This window comes from Chryseobacterium sp. FW101-FHT12H09 (genome assembly GCF_058790395.1).
On sequence record NZ_JBYTCP010000002.1, the window covers coordinates 291,469 to 310,866 of the forward strand.

The following is a 19,398-nucleotide window of genomic DNA, read 5'->3' on the forward strand; positions in this document are numbered from 1 at the left end:
TTGAATTATTTTAAGAAAAACAAACCATTAAGATAGCTCTTAATGGTTTAAGTTATTTTACACTTTATCTTTTAACCAGCTGTAGAGAATTTCATTGAATTCATCTGGTTTTTCCATCATTGCTGCGTGGCCGCATTTGTCAATCCAGAATAGATCTGAATTAGGAATGAACTTATGCATGTCTTCTGCCACTTCTGGCGGAGTCACATTATCCTGCTTCCCCCAGATCAGACATGTTGGTGTTAAAATCTTTGGAAGATCATTCAACATATTGTGTTTAATGGCACTTCTTGCAAGCATTACGGTTTTTATCCCTTTCATTCTGTCATTCACCACTCCGAATACCTCATCTACTAAATCTTCTGTTGCTACTGCTGGATCATAGAAAACCTCTTCAGTTTTCTTCCTTATATAGAGTCGGTCACTTTTTCTTGGGAAACTATCTCCGAATGTTCTCTCATACAAACCAGAACTTCCGGTTAAAACAAGATTTTTAACAAGATCAGGCCTTGCCAAAGCTAAAATAAGCCCGACATGTCCGCCCATTGAATTTCCGACAATCGTTACCGGTTCGGAAATATGGCTCTCTATAAACTTAATAATATATTTTGCTATAGTAGTAAGATTGGTATTGAGTACCGGCAAATCATAGATTGGCAATTGAGGTACATATACCTTAAATCCTTTCTCCGAAAAAAAATTCACCATCTTATCGAAATTACTCAAACCACCCATTAAACCGTGCAACAGCACCAATGGATGTCCTTCTCCCGCTTCTACAAAAGTATATTTCTTTTCTTTTTTTGTACTAAATATCATAAAACGCCTTAATAAAGCCTTGCAAAAATACAAATTAAACCTCAAAAATATTTTGATATTCCTAATTTAAGATAAAAATAATATAATAACGGCTTTTTGTCCATCTTTTTTAACATCCTTTTTGTTATGGTCTAAATAATAACAAATACAATATTCAAAATATCAACTACTTACACCATTAACCTTCAATCTTTGATAAAACTTATTAACATTAAGTCAAAAAGTGGGAAAAAGTGGGAAGTTTTGGAAATATTTATATAAATTTGTCCCAAATGAAGAATTTCATTGGAACATATGAGTGTAAAATAGACGACAAAGGTCGCTTAAAAGTACCTGCATCGCTGATCAAGCAGATGGAGAACTTTGAAGACAAAGCCTTTGTAGTCAAACGTTCCGTGTTTCAACCTTGCCTGGAAGTTTACCCTATGAAAGCATGGGATAAGTTGATGGACAAAATTAATAAACTAAACAGATTCATTAAAAAGAATGCTGATTTCATTAGAATGTTTACGGCAGGAGTAAAAACAGTTGAGTTGGATAACGCAGGCAGATTGCAAATTTCAAAAGATCTTACCCTTTTCGCAAGTCTTCAAAAAGATATTGTGATAACAAGTGCGGGAGAATTATTTGAAATCTGGGATAAAGACGCATATGAGAAAGTAATCTCAACCAATGAAACTGATTTTGCAAGCCTTGCTGAAGATGTGATGGGCTCTTTCGATGAAGAATAACTACGCAAAATTGAAAAAAGCGTAAAACACAAATTAAAACATGTATCATAATCCCGTTTTGTTGAAGCAAAGTGTTGATGATTTGGTGACGAATCCAGACGGAACATACGTGGACTGTACTTTTGGTGGCGGAGGCCATTCAAGAGAAATTTTGAGTAGACTTTCTGATAAAGGAAAACTATTCAGTTTTGACCAAGATTTAGATGCTCTTAAAAATAATATTGATGATCCAAGATTTACCTTGATCAATCAGAATTTCAGATTTTTAGAGAACTCCTTACTAATGTATGGAATTTCTCAGGTGGACGGAGTTTTGGCAGATCTTGGGGTGTCATCTCACCAATTTGATGAAGCTGAAAGAGGATTCTCTACGAGAAGCAATGCTCCTTTGGACATGAGAATGAATGTAATGCAGGGTCTGGATGCTAAAAGAGTGATCAACGAATATGAAGAAGAGCAACTGGCAGATATTTTTTATTACTACGGTGAATTAAGGGAAGCCAGAAAATTAGCAAGAGATATTGTTCATCACAGAAAGACCAAGATCATAAATACAACTGAGGACCTGAAAAAACTGTTCAGCTTTCTTCCGCCGCACAAGATTAATAAATTTTATGCACAGCTTTTTCAAGCCATTAGAATTGAAGTTAATCAGGAGCTTGAGGTTTTAAAAGAAATGCTTGTTCAAGCGTATCAGGTTTTAAGACCTGAAGGAAGATTGGTTGTTATCTCTTACCATTCTTTAGAAGACCGTTTGGTTAAAAGATTTTTAAAGAACGGAATGTTTGAAGGAGAACCAGCAAGAGATATTTACGGAAATTATAAGAAAGCCTTTGAGTTACTTAAGAGTAAAGCAATTATTCCAGATGATAAGGAAATTGAAGAAAACTCCAGAGCAAGAAGTGCAAAAATGAGAACAGGAATAAAAATATAAATGATAAAAGATAAGAGATCAATGATCTTGCTTATCAATTATTAACAATCATTTATCAATAATAAACTTTGGCTAAAAGAACAACAAATCGCCCGCAGAAGAGACTCACTTTTATAGATATTATAAAAGGGAATTTCCTTAACCGGGATGAGATAAAAGTACATTACAAGTATTTTCTATTGCTTTTTGTTCTGATGATGGCCATGATCTACAGTAACCACTTAGTGAACAAGAAGATTAAAATTGTAAATGCTTTAAAAGAAGAAACAGAAGAATATAAATCTCGAAATGCATACGCACAAAGCAAACTGATCAAAGTAAAAATGGAATCAGAGCTGGGAAAAGAAGTAGCACGGGATTCTTTAATGACACTGGAAAACCATCCTCACAAACTGCTAATAAAATTGGATAGTACAGATGCAAAAGCAAAATGAATACGATAACAAACGTAAAAAAACGTTAAGGTGGGGCTACCTCTTCGCAGTGGTAGCTTTGTCCGTGTTTGTACTTTTCTTAGCAAGGATCGTTATTCTTCAAAACACTAATGTTCAGGAAATAAAAGACGATTATATTAATAAAAACTATCGTGAAGCCACTTTAAAGGCTGCTCGTGGGAATTTATTTGCTTCAGATGGTTCTATTCTGGCAACCACGGTAATGCGTTATGATATCTTTCTTGATTTCAAAACAATGAAGGATACGATCTACAGCAACAATATTGGCGCATTAACGGATTCTTTAAGCAAGATGTTTGGAAAACCAAGAAGTGAATTCAGACAGAAATTTGACGAACAAAAAAGAAAGAAAAACCAATACTACACTTTAGCAAGAGGATTGGATTTTGATGAATATGATAGAATCCGAAACTTTCCCATTTTTAAAAAAGGAAAGAATAAGGGCGGATTTATCGTTGACAGAAATTATAAACGAGAACTCGCAACTTCCGAAATTGGTGCCGGAACCATCGGAATGGATAATAGCGAATATAAATCCGGACTGGAAGGTGCTTTTTCAAAATATTTAACAGGAACTGACGGAAAAAGATTAGAACAGAGAATCAACTCTTCACAGTGGAAACCGATCGACTTCTGGAAAGTGAAGGAACCTGTGGACGGAGAAGACGTTTACACGACCTTAGATCTTAGAATTCAGGACATTGCGCACTCAGCGTTAGAGAAGCAGTTGGTGAATTTTGAAGCAAAACATGGAACTGTAATTGTAATGGAAGTGGCAACCGGGAAGGTTCGTGCTCTTGTTAATCTAAGAAGAACCGATTCCGGAGATTATGAAGATGCATACAATTATGCTTTAAAAGATAATATAGAACCGGGGTCTACTTTCAAAACTATTTCGCTTTTAGCAGCAATGGATGATGGTTTTATTGATGATAACACTACCGTAAATGTTGGAAACGGAGTTTGGACTTATGCTAAACAAAGAATCTCCGATGGTCATGGTGGCGGAACTTACGACATCAGTGACGTACTGGCAAAATCCAGTAACGTAGGAACCGCAAAACTGATTACAAAATATTATGCCGATAAGCCGCAGATATTTCTGGATCACCTAAAACGCTGGAAATTATTTGACAAAATGGATCTCGAACTTCCTGGAATCGCAAAACCGAAGATCGTTACTCCACAGAATAAAAGATGGAATGCCGCAACACTGGCTTCTATATCATTTGGCTATTCTTCGAATATTAATTTATTACAATTAACGACTTTCTATAATGGAGTTGCTAATAATGGTAAAATGCTGAAGCCTTTATTTATCGACAAAATCATGAAAGATGGTAAAGTAATGTATAGCGCAAAACCAGAGGTAATGGTTAACAAAATGGCATCAGAAAAAGCGATTAAAATGATGACCAGCGCACTAACCAAAGCAGTAGAAAAAGGAACAGGTAAGAGTATTTTCACACCAAATCTTAGGATGGCAGGAAAAACAGGAACAGCAAGATTTGAATACTGGCTTCCTGGGCCGATGAAGTACCGGGCATCTTTTGCTGGTTTCTATCCGGCTGATAATCCGAAGTATACTTGTTATGTAATGATCAGTGAGCCTAATACTGCAAAAGGTTTTTATGGAGCAACTGTATCAGCTCCTGTTTTTAAAGAAATTGCTGGAAAAACATTCTTAAAAACGCCTCAAAATGTTGAAAAAGAAATGCTTGTTGACAGAAAGGTAAACCTCAATAAAATGGTTGAACCAAATGTTAAGGTCGCAGTAAATAATAACCAAATGCCTAATGTGGTAGGATTGATTGGTAAAAATGTAATCCCACAGTTAGAAAATTTAGGATATCGTGTCGATTATAAAGGAGTTGGAAGAATAAAAGAACAATTTCCTTTGGAAGGCACAGGAATCAGTAAGAACCAGAGAATATATTTATCTCTACAGAATTAAAATAATAAGCATCAAAGAAATGCAATTAATTGAATTATTAAACAGAATCCCAACCTTAGATATTCACGGTGATAACACACGTGAGGTTTCTGAATTGGTTTTCGACAGCAGAAAGGTTACGGAAAACGCTCTCTATATTGCAGTGAGAGGAACCGTTGCAGATGGACATTCATACATTGCATCTTCTATAGAAAAAGGAGCAAAAACAATAGTTTGTGAAGAATTTCCTGATGATCTGGATGATAACATTACCTATGTAAAAGTAAAAGACTCATCTAAAACTCTGGGACATTTGGCTTCTAATTTTTACGGTAATCCTTCAGAGAAATTAAAACTGATCGGTGTTACCGGAACTAATGGAAAAACATCAGTTTCAACATTACTATTTGATGTTTTCAAGAATTTAGGATATGATTCTGCACTGCTTTCAACGGTAGAAATAAGAATTGGAAACGAAATAATCCCGGCAACTCATACCACTCCTGATGTTATTACCATCAATCAGATCTTAGCTAAAGCTCTTGATGCAGGTTGTGAATTTGCTTTTATGGAGGTAAGTTCCCATGGAATTGCTCAAAACAGAATAGAGGGATTACATTTTAAGATCGCTGGATTTACCAATCTTACACATGATCATTTAGACTATCATAAAACATTTGATGATTATCTGAAAACGAAGAAAAGATTCTTTGATGAGCTTCAGGATACCGCCGTAGCGATTACCAATATCGATGATAAAAATGGTAATGTGATGCTTCAAAACACAAAGGCTGCCAAAAGGTCTTATGCTTTGAAAACAATGGCTGATTATCACGGGAAAGCTTTAGAGATTGATTTCAATGGAATGTTATTGAATTTCAATGGAAAAGAATTCTGGACCACATTAACCGGGAGATTTAATGTTTACAATCTGTTGCTTGTTTTTGGAATCGCATCAGAACTGGGATTTGAGCAAAGTGAAATTCTTCAGGCGATCAGTATCCTGAAAAGAGTTTCAGGGAGATTCGAAACTTTTAAATCTGATGGTGGCATCTTCTTTATTGTTGATTATGCACACACACCAGATGCATTGGAGAACATTCTCGATAGCATTAACGATATCAGAACAAAAAATGAAAGGCTGATTACAGTTTTCGGTTGTGGAGGTGACAGAGATCACTCGAAAAGACCCGAAATGGGAAATATTGCAACAAAAAAATCTACGTTGGCAATTATCACTTCTGATAACCCGAGAACAGAAGACCCAGCAGTTATTATAAAAGAAATTGAAGCAGGTGTTGAACCACAAAATTTCAGCAAATACACTTCAATTCCAGATAGAAAAGAGGCTATAAAAATGGCTATCAAGTTTGCAGAACCAAAAGATATTGTTTTAGTAGCCGGAAAGGGTCACGAAAACTATCAGGAGATTAATGGTATAAAACACCATTTTGATGACAAAGAAGTAATTAATGAGCTTTGGAAATTAATGAGCAAGTAGTTTATAATCGATAATTGATCAATGCTAGTATTTTTTATCACTCATCAATTATCACTTATCATTTATTAACAACAGGAAATTATGTTATATTATTTATACGAATATCTAACCAATCATGGAATCCATATCCCGGGACTTGGAATGTTGAAATACATTTCATTTCGTGCCGGAATGGCAGTTCTATTGTCATTGACAATCGCTCTTATTTACGGAAAAAGAATCATTAATTACCTGAGAGCAAAGCAAATGGGTGAATTGGTTCGTGATCTTGGGCTCGATGGTCAAAAACAAAAGGAAGGAACTCCAACAATGGGAGGTCTTATTATCATCCTTGCTACGATGATTCCTGTTTTGCTTCTGACAAGAATTACCAATGTTTATATCGTTCTTCTCATCATTTCGGTTTTATGGATGGGGGCTATTGGTTTCGTGGATGATTATTTAAAGAAAGTAAAGAAAAATAAAGACGGCTTAAGCGGTAAATTTAAAATTGTAGGCCAGGTTGGATTAGGGCTAATTGTTGGAGTTACAATGTATTTCCATCCGGATATTACAGTAAAGAGAAAATATGCAGATGCAAAAGTTGTCAATAGAAATAATGTAGAGCAGAATTTTATGCCTACAGAGAAAATTACAGTTTCTACAGTACCTTTTGCCAAAAACAATGAATTCGATTATAGTGGAATGCTATTTTGGATGAATGATAAAGATGCTCATGAATGGGCATGGATTGTTTTCATTCCAATTGTTATTTTTATTGTAACAGCAGTTTCAAACGGTGCTAATATTACCGATGGGATCGATGGGCTCGCGGCGGGCACAAGTACGGTCATACTACTTGCCTTAGCCTTTTTTACCTACGTTTCAGGAAATATCATTTTTGCCGACTATCTCAATATCATGTTCCTCCCCAATATGGGTGAGACCACCATTTTCGTAGTCGCCATGGTGGGTGCTGTCATTGGTTTCTTTTGGTATAATACCTATCCTGCGCAGGTTTTTATGGGTGATACGGGAAGTCTCATGTTAGGGGGAGTTATTGCCGTTTTAGCAATTATATTAAGAAAAGAATTAATGATTCCTGTTTTATGCGGAATCTTTTTAATAGAAAACATATCTGTTATGTTACAGGTTGTTGTTTTTAAGTATAGAAAAAGAAAATACGGGTTGGAATATGCCCAAAATAATAGATTATTTAAGATGTCTCCATTACATCACCATTATCAAAAGGATGGTTTTCACGAAAGTAAAATCGTTAACAGAATGATTATCATTGGTGTAATGCTGGCTATAGTATGTCTGATCACATTGAAAATGAGATAGAATTAATTTAAAAATTGAACGATTTAAATACTAAAAAAATCGTCAATCATTTAATCAAAATTAATATGAAAATAGTTGTTTTAGGGGGTGGGGAAAGTGGCTGTGGAGCCGCTTATTTAGCTAAAAAGAAAGGTTTGGAAGTATTTCTTTCAGACAAAGGAACTATTAAGGATAACTATAAGCAGTTTCTGACCGAAAACAACATTGAATTTGAAGAAGGAAATCACGATGAGGAAAGAGTTTTAAATGCAGACTGGATCGTAAAGAGTCCAGGAATTCCGAAAAAAGCAGATATTATTTATAAAATTCATCAGAAAGGAATCAGACTTTCCTCTGAAATAGAATTTGCTTCAGAATTCACCAATGCTAAAATAATTGCTATTACAGGAAGTAATGGAAAAACAACAACGACTTCATTAATCTACTACATTCTTAAAAATGATGGATTAAAGGTGGGTCTGGGTGGAAATATAGGTTACAGTTTTGCCAAGCAGGTAGCTGATGAGAATCATGAATATTATGTATTGGAAGTAAGTTCTTTCCAATTGGATGATATTCAAAATTTCAGGCCTTATATTTCTTTGCTTTTGAATTTGTCCCAGGATCACTTGGATCAATATAATTACAATTATGAAGAGTATGCTTTAGCGAAATTCAGAATTGCTGAAAATCAGGAAAATGACAATTTCTTTATCTACAATAAAGATGATGAAATGAGTAAAAACATTCTTGAAAAATTAGAAATTAAAGCGAAGATGATCCCTTTTTCAACAAAAGAAAAACTGTCTGAAGGAGGTTTTATTGATAACGATAGTATTATAGTAAAATTAAAGGACGCTTTCTCAATGAAAATTGATGAGCTTTCTTTATTAGGCAATCATAATGTTGCCAACAGCTTGGCAGCCTCGATGGCTAGTAAAATACTGAATGTCAACAATGAAAGCATTAGAAATTCATTAATGACATTTCAGGCTGTAGAACATAGGCTGGAATTTGTTTCCGAAATTGATGGAGTAAAATATATCAATGACAGCAAAGCAACCAACGTTAATGCTACTTATTATGCCTTAGAAAGCATGAAAGCACCAACTGTTTGGATTGTAGGAGGACAGGATAAAGGAAACGACTATTCAGAGATTGAAGATCTTGTTAAAAGAAAAGTAAAAGCAATCGTATGTTTAGGAATTGATAATCAAAAAATTATAAACTTCTTTAAAGATAAAAAAGAGTTTATATATGATACCTCAAGCATGGAAGAAGCGGTGAAAATATCAAAATCAATTGCAAAAAACGGAGATACTGTTTTACTTTCTCCTTGTTGTGCAAGTTTTGACCTTTTCAAAAGCTATGAAGATAGAGGCCGACAATTTAAAGAGCAAGTATTAAAATAACTGTATTCATGTAAAATGTACTAAAGTATTAATGATCCCAAACGGTCAAAGTACACGAATACATTTTACATCAATACATGAATACATGAATACATAAAGTATGAACGAACAGGACACAGAAAACAGATTTGAATTTCTAAAGGGCGATAAGGTACTTTGGATGGTCATTCTTGTGATCTCCATATTCTCTATTTTCCCTGTATATTCAGCAAGTTCGAATCTGGAATATATTGTTAATAACGGGACTACAACCGGTCACGTTATCAAGCATATGTTCTTTGTGGTCCTGGGTTTAGGAATTATGAGATTAGTGGGAACTGTAAAATATGAATACATAGGAAAGCTCAGCAGTATACTGCTTGGTCTGATGATTATTCTATTGGTTATCACCATGTTTACGGGACAAACAATCGATGGTGCCAGTGCATCCAGATGGTTGAAAATCCCGGGAACACCGATCTCTTTTCAGCCTTCATCATTTGCCTTTCTCATGTTGGTTATTTATCTGTGCAGATATTTAACAAAAAAAATAACAAGAGAAAGACTTCCGATAGAAAACATTATGTACATCTTCGGACCAATTCTACTTGTTTTTGTATTGGTTGCAAAAGATAATGGATCTACCGCATTAATGATTTTAATGGTATCGGTCATTGTTTTAATTATTGGCCAGCTTCATTGGAAATACATTGCCGGATTTATATCATCCTCTTTTATTGCTATTGTTTTATTTCTGTTGATTGCTCTGAATACCAATTTAATTGGTGGAAACCGTGTTCACACATGGATGAGCCGTGTAGAAACATTTACATCCAGTAAGGCAAAATCTGCAGACGTAGACGACGAAAGTGTAAAGGCAAAAAATTATCAGGTGATGCAAGCCAAAGCCGCTATCGTTCATGGTGGAATTACAGGAATGGGACCCGGAAAAAGTGCTTTAAAACAAATGCTTCCACAGTCTGCATCCGACTTTATATTCGCTGTAATTGTTGAAGAATATGGGGTAATTGGTGCAGCATTTCTGATTAGTATGTATCTGATAATGGTTATAAGGATCGTGATGATAGCCAGTAAGATGCCCGCATTTTTTGGGTCCTTACTCGTTCTCAGTCTCGGGGTCATGATTTTTATACAGCTTTCAGTAAATATTGCTGTAGCGATTAATCTGATCCCAGTTACCGGACAGCCATTACCTTTAATAAGTTATGGGGGAACCTCTATGTTGGTTACCTATTTGCAGTTAGGAATTATTTTAAATATAAGCTCAAGGATACAGATTTATGATGAAGAAGGAATGGGTAAAAAACAAAGTATTGCAGAAATAAATGATATCGCTTAGATCATTGTGAACAGACTGAAGATCTGCGAACGTAGTTCAGAAGTGACGAAGCAATTTCAAAATTGAAAAAAATGAACAAGAAACTAAAAGTATTATTATCCGGTGGTGGAACAGGAGGACATATCTTCCCGGCTATCGCGATTGCCGATGAGATCAAGAAAAGATTTCCGGATACAGAATTCTTGTTTATCGGTGCCAACGGGAAAATGGAAATGGAAAAAGTTCCACAAGCCGGTTATAAAATTGAAGGAATTGATATTGCCGGAATTGATAGGGGTAACCTTTTATCCAATTTGGGTCTACCATTCAAGATTCTGAAAAGCTTATCCAAATCTAAAAAGATCATAAAAAATTTCGCACCTGATTTCGCAATTGGAACAGGAGGTTTTGCAAGCGGACCGGCTCTTTATGAAGCCAGTAAAATGGGAATCCCAATTTTTATCCAGGAACAGAATGCACATGCAGGGGTTACAAATAAGATTTTAAGTAAGAAAGCAAAAGCTGTTTTTACCGCTTATCCAAAAGTAGAAGGCTTTCCTACTGAAAAGATCAAATTTCTGGGCAATCCTATCCGTGAAAATATCATTTCAGGAATGGAGGATACAGTACAGGCAAAAGAAAAAATGGGATTAAATACAGAAAAACTTACTATACTTTCTGTTGGTGGATCTCTAGGTTCCAGAACGTTAAATAATGCATGGAAATCCCATCTCGATGAAATTATAAATAAAGATTATCAGCTGATCTGGCAAACCGGAAAGCTGGATTATAGAAATATTATTGAAGAAACTAAAGACAAAAACAGTCCTAATATTCAGATTCATGAATTCATAAAAGACATGGAGAAAGCTTATTCTGCTGCAGATATCATTGTTTCAAGAGCAGGTGCCATTGCTATCTCCGAACTTGCGGTAGCACAAAAACCTGTTTTATTGGTTCCTTTCCCATTTGCGGCAGAAGATCATCAAACTAAGAATGCTTTGAATCTGGTAGAAAAAGATGCGGCTAGAATGATAAGGGATTCTGAGATGGAAGAAAAATTCTGGAATACACTTGAATCGATATGTGAAAGTGAAAGCTTAAGAAAAGAAATGTCTAAAAATTTAGAGTATTTCGCCAAGCCGAATGCTGCAAAGGAAATTGTTGATGAGATTTTAAAAAAACTACAATAACCAAGACCAACAAGATATGAGAACTAAATTATTAACAGTCCTGCTAATCAGTTTTTTCACTGGTTTGTTTACAGCACAGACGCTTGTAAAGCCGGCAGACTTTAAGATATCATCGGTAGGTACTTTTCTGAAAAGTAAAGGTTATGAAGTATTGGAGCAGGATGAGACTTACATTAAGATAGCAAATAAAGATAAGGCCACTCTTTTTTTGGATGTCGATGCAGGAAAAAAATTTATTAATCTAAACGTAAATATCCTGATAACGAAAGGAGTAGCTAAAGATAAAATTAACGCTCTTATCAATGAGATCAATCAGCTAGCTATGATAAAAGCAGAGTATATAGAAAGTCAAAACTCTATCAATTTTAAGTATTATTTCTGGATTACGAACGGATTTACTAATGAAACATTAGAAGATGCAGTATTGGAATTCTTTTTGTATCAGGGAGATGCTTATGGAATAGATAAAGAAAAGATTTTCGATTATCAATAACTAAATAGAAAATGAAATTATTAGAAACATATCAGACTTTTTACTTCGTTGGAATCGGAGGCATTGGCATGAGTGCCCTGGCGCGTTATTTTAATGCTTCAGGCAAAAAAGTTTTAGGTTATGATAAAACCAACACCAAACTTACTCAGCAGTTGATGAATGAGGGAATTGATATTGTTTTTGAAGATATAACCGATGAAAAAGTAACATCCCTTCAACAGGAAAGTACTTTGGTTATTTATACTCCGGCTATCAAAACATTAGGAATATTAGATTATTTTAATCAAAATGATTTTGAAATTCTAAAGCGCGCAAAGGTTCTGGGCTTAATTACGGAAAATACAAACTGTATAGCCGTTGCAGGAACTCATGGTAAAACAACAACTTCTACATTGGTATCTCATCTATGTAAAGAAGCCGATCTGCCATTTTCATGCTTTTTGGGAGGTATTTCAGAGAATTTCAAATCTAATTTTTTATATAACGGTTCTGAATATTCAGTAGTAGAAGCTGATGAATATGACAGAAGTTTTCTTAACCTTTCCCCCGATTGGGCAGTAATAACCTCTACGGATGCTGATCACCTGGATATTTATGGCGATAAAAGCCATATTGAAGAGGGCTTTAGACAGTTTGCAGCACTAGTTCGTGAAGATAAGAAGTTATTCGTAAGAAAAGGAATTGACATCGGAAGAGATCATCAAACTTACGCTGTGAATGAAAAAGCAGATTATTATTCCGACAATCTTCGTATGGATCATGATAAAATCTATTTTGATTTTCATACTCCTACGGAAATGATAAAAGATTTTGTCTGGGAAATTCCGGGAATTCATAACGTTGAAAATGCAACTGTAGCACTGGCTATTCTTCACAATTTAGGAGTAGATTTTGAAACTTTAAAAAAGGCTATCGCTAATTTCAAAGGAATTAAAAGGAGATATACCAAACATATATATAAAAACGGTAAGATTTATATTGATGATTATGCACACCATCCAACAGAAATTAATGCGGTAGTGGGTTCTATCAAAACGTTTTACCCTGATAAAAAATTATTAGTTGCATTTCAGCCCCATCTGTTCAGCAGAACAAGAGATTTTGCAGACGGATTTGCTGAAAGTTTAAGCAACGCCGACGAACTGATTCTGTTGGATATCTATCCTGCGAGAGAATTACAGGAAAATTTTAAAGGAATTACTTCCACCTGGCTATTAGAAAAAGTAACATTAGGTAAAAAAGAAGGATCAACATTAGCAGAAGCATTTGAGAAAATAAAAGAAAAGGATTTCGATATTCTTCTTACTGTTGGAGCGGGAAATATAGACACCCTCTATGATCCGATATGCCAATGGATGGGAAATAATGAATAAAAGGAAATAATAATGAAATTATAGCGGCTTCTGACATCTGATGTCTGAAATCTCGCATTAAAAAAAGGAATGAAAAATAAATACAGAATATTAAAAATTGCTATCACGGTAATCCTTCTTGGGTTCCTGCTGAGTTTCTCTTTAAAGAAATTCGGCGGTCAGAAGATTACGGATAATAAGATTTCTGTAAAAATGAGTGAAAAAACTCCGGTTTATTTCATTGATGAAAAGGATATAAGAGCAATTGTAAATAAGGAAAACCCTTCAGGAAAAGTTGGTGATCTAAATATTCCCGCTTTGGAAAAAAAGATCAATGCCCTTCCTGCCGTGGACAGCGCCAATGTCTATTTAAATTTAAATGGAAAACTCAATTTGGATATTAAACAAAGGGTTCCTGTTTTCAGGTTAAATAAAGATGGTCGTGATTTTTATGTAGATGAAAAAGGAATTGAATTTCCGATTTCAAAAACGTATTCTCATCCTTGCATGCTTGTCACTGGAAATGTAAAACCAGATGAGTATGAAAAACTGGCAGAACTTGTTGGAAAAATTGATAAAGATGATTTCAGTAAAAAATATTTTATTGGCATTTCAAAAAACAAAGATGATTATAACCTCCTGACAAGTGAGGGAAATTATAAGGTAGAAATTGGAGATTTAGATAATATCGAATTTAAAGTAAAAGGTTTTAAAGCATTTGTTGAGAAATATCTTGTTTATCAGGATCCTCAGAAATACAATATGATCTCAGTAAAATATCAGAATCAAATTGTAACGACATTAAATCCTTATTTTAAAGAAAATGACAGTATTTTAAATGCCGGACGTATGGAGCTGGCAAAAGTTCCTGTCATGGCAGTAGCCAGAAAAGTAGAAGCCAAAACAAAAACGGCAACTGTAAAAAAACAAAGCACAACTTCCAAACCGAAGGAAAGCATAAAGCCAAAAACTACAGCTAAACCGAAGGAAACAAAAAAGACACCTGAGAAGAAAGCAGTAACAAAGCCTAAAGGAAAAGTTAAAATAGAATAAAAAATCAAATCGATATAAACAAATGGAAAATCAAGAGTATTCAGTAGGTCTGGACATCGGGACAACAAAGATAGTCGCGATTGTCGGAAGGAGGAATGCACACGGGAAAATAGAAGTTCTCGGTGTAGGAAAGGCCAAAAGTCTTGGAGTTCATAAAGGTATTGTGAATAATATCTCACAAACCATTAATTCAATCAAGGCGGCTGTTTCTGAAGCACAATCCAGTGCAGGAGTTCCTATCCGCAAGGTCACGGTTGGTATTGCAGGAAAACATATCCGTTCGCTGCAACACTCCGATTATATTATGCGTGAGCATCCAGACAAGTTTATTACAGATGACGACATCGAAGCCTTAAAGGATCAGGTAAAAAAACTGGTCATGCTTCCTGGTGAAGAAATTATCCATGTCCTTCCTCAAGAATATAAGGTGGATTCCGAGGGTGAAATACAAGAACCTGTCGGCATGCACGGGAAACGTTTAGAGGCTAATTTCCATGTTGTTGTAGGACAAATGGGAAGTATCAGAAACATCGCAAGATGTGTAAGAGAGGCTGGCCTGGAAATGGAAGCCCTTACTTTAGAGCCTTTAGCATCTTCTGAAGCTGTTCTTACAAAAGAAGAAAAAGAAGCAGGTGTAGCTATTGTAGATATTGGTGGTGGTACTACGGACATTGCCATTTTTAAAGATAATATCATCCGTCATACATGTGTAATCCCATACGGTGGTGGAATTATTACTGAAGATATCAAAGAAGGCTGTTCCATTATTGAAAAACATGCCGAACAATTGAAAGTGAAATTTGGATCTGCAGTTCCGGAACTGGAAAAAGACAGTACTTTCGTCACTATTCCAGGGCTTCATGGCAGACCAGATAAAGAGATATCGCTTAAAACTTTAGCACAAATTATCAATGCAAGAGTAGAGGAAATTCTTGAAATGGTAAATACAGAGCTAAAAGCGTATGGCGCCTTTGAACAGAAGAAAAAACTGATTGCAGGTATTGTTCTGACGGGAGGTGGCTCTAACCTGAAGCATTTGCGTCAACTTGCCAACTATACCACTGGGTTTGACAGTAGAATCGGTTTTGCAAACGAATATATTGCAAATGATAAGAACCAATATCTAAAAGGTCCTGAATTTGCAACATCTATTGGATTGCTGATGGAAAGCTTAAAAATCAGAGATAAAAAGCAAGTTAATATAGAAGAAGAGGAAATTGTTCAGGAAAAACAACAGCCAGAAACTACAACCAATTCAACTGAAGTGAATACTGTTACCCAACAGGTTTCTTCGGTTCAGGAGCAGGAAGTTGTAAGAGAACAGCAAGAACAAAAAAAAGCGGCAAGATTAACTTTCGGACAGTCGCTAATGGAAAAAGTAAAAAAATTCTTTGAAGAAGTAGAATAAAGTATAAAATGATGAATGATAAGCGATACACGATTATTCCTTATCACTTATCATGAGTCAATTTTAAAAAATATAATTATGGAAAATATAGGTACACAAGGGTTTTCATTTGATTTGCCAAAAGGAAATTCATCAATCATCAAAGTAATTGGTGTTGGTGGCGGTGGAAACAACGCCCTTAAACACATGTACGAGAAAGGGATTCACGGTGTTGATTTCGTGATCTGTAATACGGATGCTCAAACTTTAGATAATAACCCCGTCTCCAATAAAGTTCAGTTAGGTACTACTATTACTGAAGGACTTGGAGCAGGTGCTGATCCTGAAGTTGGAGAAAAATCAGCCATCGAAAGTATTGAAGAAATCAAGGCTGCGATGGGACAAAACACGAAGATGGTTTTCATTACTGCCGGAATGGGTGGTGGTACCGGAACGGGTGCTGCTCCCGTTATTGCTAAAGTGGCTAAAGATATGGGAATTTTAACAGTAGGTATTGTTACTGTTCCATTTAGCTTCGAAGGAAAAAGAAGACTTGAGCAGGCCGAAAATGGTCTTGAAAAATTAAGAAATAATGTTGACTCATTAATTGTCATCAATAACGATAAACTAAGACAGCAATTTGGTAACCTTGGATTTAAACAAGGATTTTCAAAAGCCGATGAAGTTTTGACCAATGCCGCGAAAGGTATGGCAGAAGTTATTACAGGTTACTTCGATGTAAACATTGACTTTAGAGATGCTAAATCTGTTCTTCAGAATTCTGGAACAGCGCTAATGTCTACAGGAACAGCTTCTGGAGACAATAAAGCAGACGAAGCAGTAAGAAAAGCCCTTGATTCCCCATTGTTGAATGACAATAAAATTACAGGTGCTAAAAATGTATTGTTGTTGATCAGAAGTGGTGCTGAAGAAGTTACTATGGATGAGATCGGTATCATCATGGATCATATCCAGAAAGAAGCAGGACATACTGCTGATATCATTTTTGGAGTTGGAGCAGATGAAGAACTGGGTGATGCAGTAAGTGTTCTTGTTATTGCTACCGGTTTTTCAAATGACGATAAAAAATTTGCAGGTCCTACTGAAAAAATCAGAATTGGTTTAAATGATAAATTAGATTCTTTCAAAACATCTCCTTTTAAAACAAGAGAAGAAAGAGAAATAGCTCCTGAACAAGGATATACTTTTGGGGGAAAGAACCTTTTCAGACTAGATGATGAAGACCAGGATAATCCTCAGTTTAAAACATCTACTGAAAAAAAAATGATTATTGAGGATGAAGACGTCAAAACAGAAATAAAATTCTCTGAGAGAGAGGAAGATACGTTAGACAGCCCTACCCAAGACTGGAGAAATGAAGCTGAAGAGGCACAGGATGCATATAGTTTATTTTCTTTCGATGAAGAGCACGATCCAAATGATTTGGAGATCCAATCTTTCTCTTTTGAAACAGAGGAAAAAAAGGAAACGCCTAGTACAAGTACTTCTGTTCAGTCTTTTTCAGAGGAAAAATCGGTTGAATTTAGCTTCTTCGTAAACGAGCCTGTCAATGAACCAAAAGCAGATTATGGGCAGCCAAAAGCAGAGTTTAATAACACAACAAATGCTGTTAGCCAAATAACTGAAGAGCCTGTTCAAAAAGTTGAAAGTTTCTTCCAGCCTGTAAAAGAAGTTCCTGCAGTTGAAGAAAAACCAGCTGTAGAAAATAAAACAGAAAGTGAGGCTCCTAAACCATCAGAAAGCGAATTCACGTTTGTGAATAAAACAATCGATCAGGAAAGAGTAGTTGAAAGAAGAAATAAATTAAAAGAATTCAATTCCCGTTATCAAAGTTTCGATAATGTGAATGAATTCGAATCTGTTCCTGCTTTCAAAAGAAAGAATATTTCGATTGACGGAACCAACGCTTCAGATCAGAATATAAATACATATTTATCGGATAACAATGGTTCTATGCAAATCAGAGAAAACAGATTTTTAAATAAAGATGTAGACTAGTTTAAATGTATTAATGTATTGATGTAAAATGTATTAACGATTTTTACATATTTTAATCTTTACTACATTAATACATTTTACGTTAATACAAATTAAAATTATGAGTTTAGAAAATATAATAAGCGAAGCCATAAAAACGGCAATGAGAGAGAAAGACAGAGTCGCTCTGGATTCTCTTCGTGCTGTAAAATCTCAAATCCAGCTTTTAAAAACCGAAGCTAGAGGAGCAGAAGTTTCAGCAGAACAGGAAATTGCCATTTTGCAAAGAATGATCAAACAGCGTAAGGACTCTTATGAACAGTTTTCAGCTCAGGGAAGAACAGATTTAGCTGAAGTAGAAGATGCTCAGATGAAAGTAATTGAGAAGTTCTTACCTCAACAGCTTACTGCAGAAGAACTCGAAGCGGAAATTAAAAATATCATTTCAGAAACCGGAGCTGAATCTATGAAAGATCTAGGAAAGGTAATGGGAATTGCTTCAAAAACATTAGCCGGAAAATCGGATGGAAAAAGTATTTCCGAGATGGCTAAAAAGTTACTTTCATAACAAAATTAATTCGTGTTCCGGGATATGAGCTATATGTTTAGATCCCAAAATGTGGATCACGAATCCTAAGTAAGGATATTCAACCTTTGCATATCGATTTGATTAATGAAGCCCGAAATTAATTTCGGGCTTCATTTATTGCATAAGATGCTTAAGAATCGTCTGTAAATAACAGACTTAACTGAATGCATCTTTTATGTCGAGGGAATGACGTAAAAAATGCTTTTTCATGGTTGGTTGTTTTTAGAATCATTTCAAAATTAATAAATATATTCTATTATACATAGCTTTTGTTTATATTTTTTCTAATATTATTAAAACATTAATATTGTGTAACTTTTTTGTATCATCCACTTTCCCTAATACATCAATAGTTTTTATGAATTGTTGAAACATAAATAATTTTTTACCTTTGTAAAGATTTAAAAAAAACAAAAAATGTATCCAACAGACTTAGTAATGCCTATGAAGGCTGAACTTACAGATAAAGGTTTCGAAGACTTGACAACAACATCTCAGGTAGAAGAAGCATTAAAACAATCAGGAACAACATTATTAGTAATCAATTCGGTATGTGGGTGTGCTGCAGGTGCTGCAAGACCAGGAGTTGTTTATTCTTTGACAGGAGATAAGAAACCTGATCATTTAACAACAGTTTTTGCTGGTTTTGATACTGAAGCAGTTTCAGAAGCTAGAAAACATTTAGCTCCATTCCCCCCTAGCTCACCATGTGTAGCTCTTTTTAAAGATGGAGAATTGGTTCATATGCTAGAAAGACATCATATTGAAGGGAATCCTGCAGGAGCAATTGCTGCAAACCTTCAGGCAGCTTATGATGAATATTGCTAGAAAACAATATTTTCAGATAATCAACCGTTACAATATTGTAACGGTTTTTTTATTTTAAGCCATAAAAAATTCTTTAAAAATCCAAATATCATTATATTTG

At 35.1% G+C, this 19,398-nt stretch carries 17 protein-coding genes; 16 read left to right on the top strand and 1 reads right to left on the bottom strand.

What is annotated here, in order from left to right; genetic code table 11:
- Window positions 1-57: 57 nt before the first annotated feature.
- Complete coding sequence (locus AC3WRL_RS06990; RefSeq protein WP_214829619.1) at window positions 58-819, bottom strand: alpha/beta fold hydrolase; 762 nt, start codon at window positions 817-819, stop codon at window positions 58-60.
- 272 nt (window positions 820-1,091) lie between these two features.
- On the opposite strand from AC3WRL_RS06990, the gene mraZ reads away from it, so the two are divergent.
- From mraZ to AC3WRL_RS07070, 16 genes are all read left to right on the top strand, one after another.
- Window positions 1,092-1,550 carry a division/cell wall cluster transcriptional repressor MraZ gene (gene mraZ / locus AC3WRL_RS06995; protein WP_200242953.1) on the top strand — a complete coding sequence of 153 codons (459 nt, stop codon included), beginning with the start codon at window positions 1,092-1,094 and terminating at the stop codon, window positions 1,548-1,550.
- A gap of 40 nt (window positions 1,551-1,590) precedes the next feature.
- Entirely contained in the window at window positions 1,591-2,484 is an 894-nt protein-coding gene (gene rsmH / locus AC3WRL_RS07000; RefSeq protein ID WP_261510445.1) for a 16S rRNA (cytosine(1402)-N(4))-methyltransferase RsmH, read from the top strand.
- Between the two features lie 68 nt (window positions 2,485-2,552).
- Window positions 2,553-2,918 carry an FtsL-like putative cell division protein gene (locus AC3WRL_RS07005; RefSeq protein ID WP_214829621.1) on the top strand — a complete coding sequence of 122 codons (366 nt, stop codon included), beginning with the start codon at window positions 2,553-2,555 and terminating at the stop codon, window positions 2,916-2,918.
- Window positions 2,902-4,893 (top strand): penicillin-binding transpeptidase domain-containing protein, encoded by a 1,992-nt coding sequence (locus AC3WRL_RS07010; protein WP_492329997.1) that lies wholly within the window; start codon window positions 2,902-2,904, stop codon window positions 4,891-4,893. Before AC3WRL_RS07005 ends, AC3WRL_RS07010 begins: the two co-directional genes overlap by 17 nt.
- Window positions 4,894-4,912: 19 nt before the next feature.
- The gene (locus AC3WRL_RS07015) at window positions 4,913-6,373 is read left to right on the top strand and encodes a UDP-N-acetylmuramoyl-L-alanyl-D-glutamate--2,6-diaminopimelate ligase (protein ID WP_492329998.1); all 1,461 of its coding nucleotides are present in this window, start codon (window positions 4,913-4,915) and stop codon (window positions 6,371-6,373) included.
- 81 nt (window positions 6,374-6,454) lie between these two features.
- On the top strand, window positions 6,455-7,696 hold the full coding sequence (mraY, locus tag AC3WRL_RS07020; RefSeq protein WP_214829628.1) for a phospho-N-acetylmuramoyl-pentapeptide-transferase: 1,242 nt from the start codon (window positions 6,455-6,457) through the stop codon (window positions 7,694-7,696).
- Between the two features lie 65 nt (window positions 7,697-7,761).
- Window positions 7,762-9,087: a UDP-N-acetylmuramoyl-L-alanine--D-glutamate ligase gene (gene murD / locus AC3WRL_RS07025; protein ID WP_261510451.1), complete on the top strand. Its 1,326-nt coding sequence runs from the start codon at window positions 7,762-7,764 to the stop codon at window positions 9,085-9,087.
- Window positions 9,088-9,187: 100 nt separating this feature from the next.
- Window positions 9,188-10,426, top strand: coding sequence for an FtsW/RodA/SpoVE family cell cycle protein (locus AC3WRL_RS07030; protein ID WP_214829631.1), 1,239 nt, complete (start codon window positions 9,188-9,190; stop codon window positions 10,424-10,426).
- A gap of 71 nt (window positions 10,427-10,497) precedes the next feature.
- Window positions 10,498-11,598: an undecaprenyldiphospho-muramoylpentapeptide beta-N-acetylglucosaminyltransferase gene (gene murG, locus AC3WRL_RS07035; RefSeq protein ID WP_492329999.1), complete on the top strand. Its 1,101-nt coding sequence runs from the start codon at window positions 10,498-10,500 to the stop codon at window positions 11,596-11,598.
- Window positions 11,599-11,614: 16 nt separating this feature from the next.
- On the top strand, window positions 11,615-12,091 hold the full coding sequence (locus tag AC3WRL_RS07040) for a hypothetical protein (RefSeq protein ID WP_214829640.1): 477 nt from the start codon (window positions 11,615-11,617) through the stop codon (window positions 12,089-12,091).
- An 11-nt stretch (window positions 12,092-12,102) separates the two neighbouring features.
- Window positions 12,103-13,464 (top strand): UDP-N-acetylmuramate--L-alanine ligase, encoded by a 1,362-nt coding sequence (gene murC / locus AC3WRL_RS07045; protein WP_214829642.1) that lies wholly within the window; start codon window positions 12,103-12,105, stop codon window positions 13,462-13,464.
- Window positions 13,465-13,533: 69 nt separating this feature from the next.
- On the top strand, window positions 13,534-14,496 hold the full coding sequence (locus AC3WRL_RS07050) for a cell division protein FtsQ/DivIB (RefSeq protein ID WP_214829643.1): 963 nt from the start codon (window positions 13,534-13,536) through the stop codon (window positions 14,494-14,496).
- Between the two features lie 22 nt (window positions 14,497-14,518).
- Window positions 14,519-15,904, top strand: coding sequence for a cell division protein FtsA (gene ftsA / locus AC3WRL_RS07055; protein WP_261510455.1), 1,386 nt, complete (start codon window positions 14,519-14,521; stop codon window positions 15,902-15,904).
- A gap of 78 nt (window positions 15,905-15,982) precedes the next feature.
- Window positions 15,983-17,902, top strand: a complete 1,920-nt coding sequence (ftsZ, locus tag AC3WRL_RS07060; protein ID WP_492330000.1) for a cell division protein FtsZ — start codon at window positions 15,983-15,985, stop codon at window positions 17,900-17,902.
- A gap of 100 nt (window positions 17,903-18,002) precedes the next feature.
- Window positions 18,003-18,449 (top strand): GatB/YqeY domain-containing protein, encoded by a 447-nt coding sequence (locus AC3WRL_RS07065; RefSeq protein WP_214829650.1) that lies wholly within the window; start codon window positions 18,003-18,005, stop codon window positions 18,447-18,449.
- Between the two features lie 438 nt (window positions 18,450-18,887).
- The gene (locus AC3WRL_RS07070) at window positions 18,888-19,298 is read left to right on the top strand and encodes a BrxA/BrxB family bacilliredoxin (RefSeq protein ID WP_214829652.1); all 411 of its coding nucleotides are present in this window, start codon (window positions 18,888-18,890) and stop codon (window positions 19,296-19,298) included.
- The last annotated feature ends 100 nt before the right edge of the window (window positions 19,299-19,398 follow it).